The organism is Geobacillus sp. B4113_201601 (assembly GCF_001587475.1).
Taxonomy (GTDB): Bacteria; Bacillota; Bacilli; order Bacillales; family Anoxybacillaceae; genus Geobacillus; species Geobacillus icigianus.
The window spans coordinates 1-459 of record NZ_LQYX01000070.1 but is presented as its reverse complement, the minus strand read 5'-3'; the positions used below and the strand labels follow the sequence as shown (position 1 = coordinate 459).

Annotated in this window: 1 protein-coding gene; it reads left to right on the top strand. The window is 40.5% G+C overall.

Translation table 11 applies throughout. From position 1 onward, the window contains the following. Positions 1-459: IS630 family transposase (locus B4113_RS08445; RefSeq protein WP_153017142.1), on the top strand; the 459-nt coding region annotated here is incomplete at both ends.

The window sequence follows — 459 nt, the reverse complement described above, 5'->3', positions numbered from 1 at the left end:
AAAAAAAACTGTTAGATGGGAACATCGCCCATGTCCTCTTTCAAGATGAATCGATGATTCGTGATGACCAAGCGATTCAAAAAACATGGTTTGTCAAAGGAAAACAACGAATCATTCCGACGTTTGGAAAACATCAAGGGCTGAAGCTGATTGGCACGTTGAACTACGAAACAGGGGATGTATTTTGCATCGAAGAAGAACGCTATGACGCAGAAACATTTCTTCGGTTTCTTCAACTTGTGTTAGAACGCTATCCGACAGGCAAAATGGTAATGATTTTAGATCACGCTCGAATTCACCATGCCAAACTCATTCAGCCTTTTTTAAAAGAACACGAAGATCGGTTAGAGCTCGTCTTTTTGCCACCATACAGTCCGCAATTGAATTTGATTGAAGGGTTATGGAAATGGCTGAAATCAGACGTGATTTACAACGTGTTCTATTCGACTGTGCAAGAAA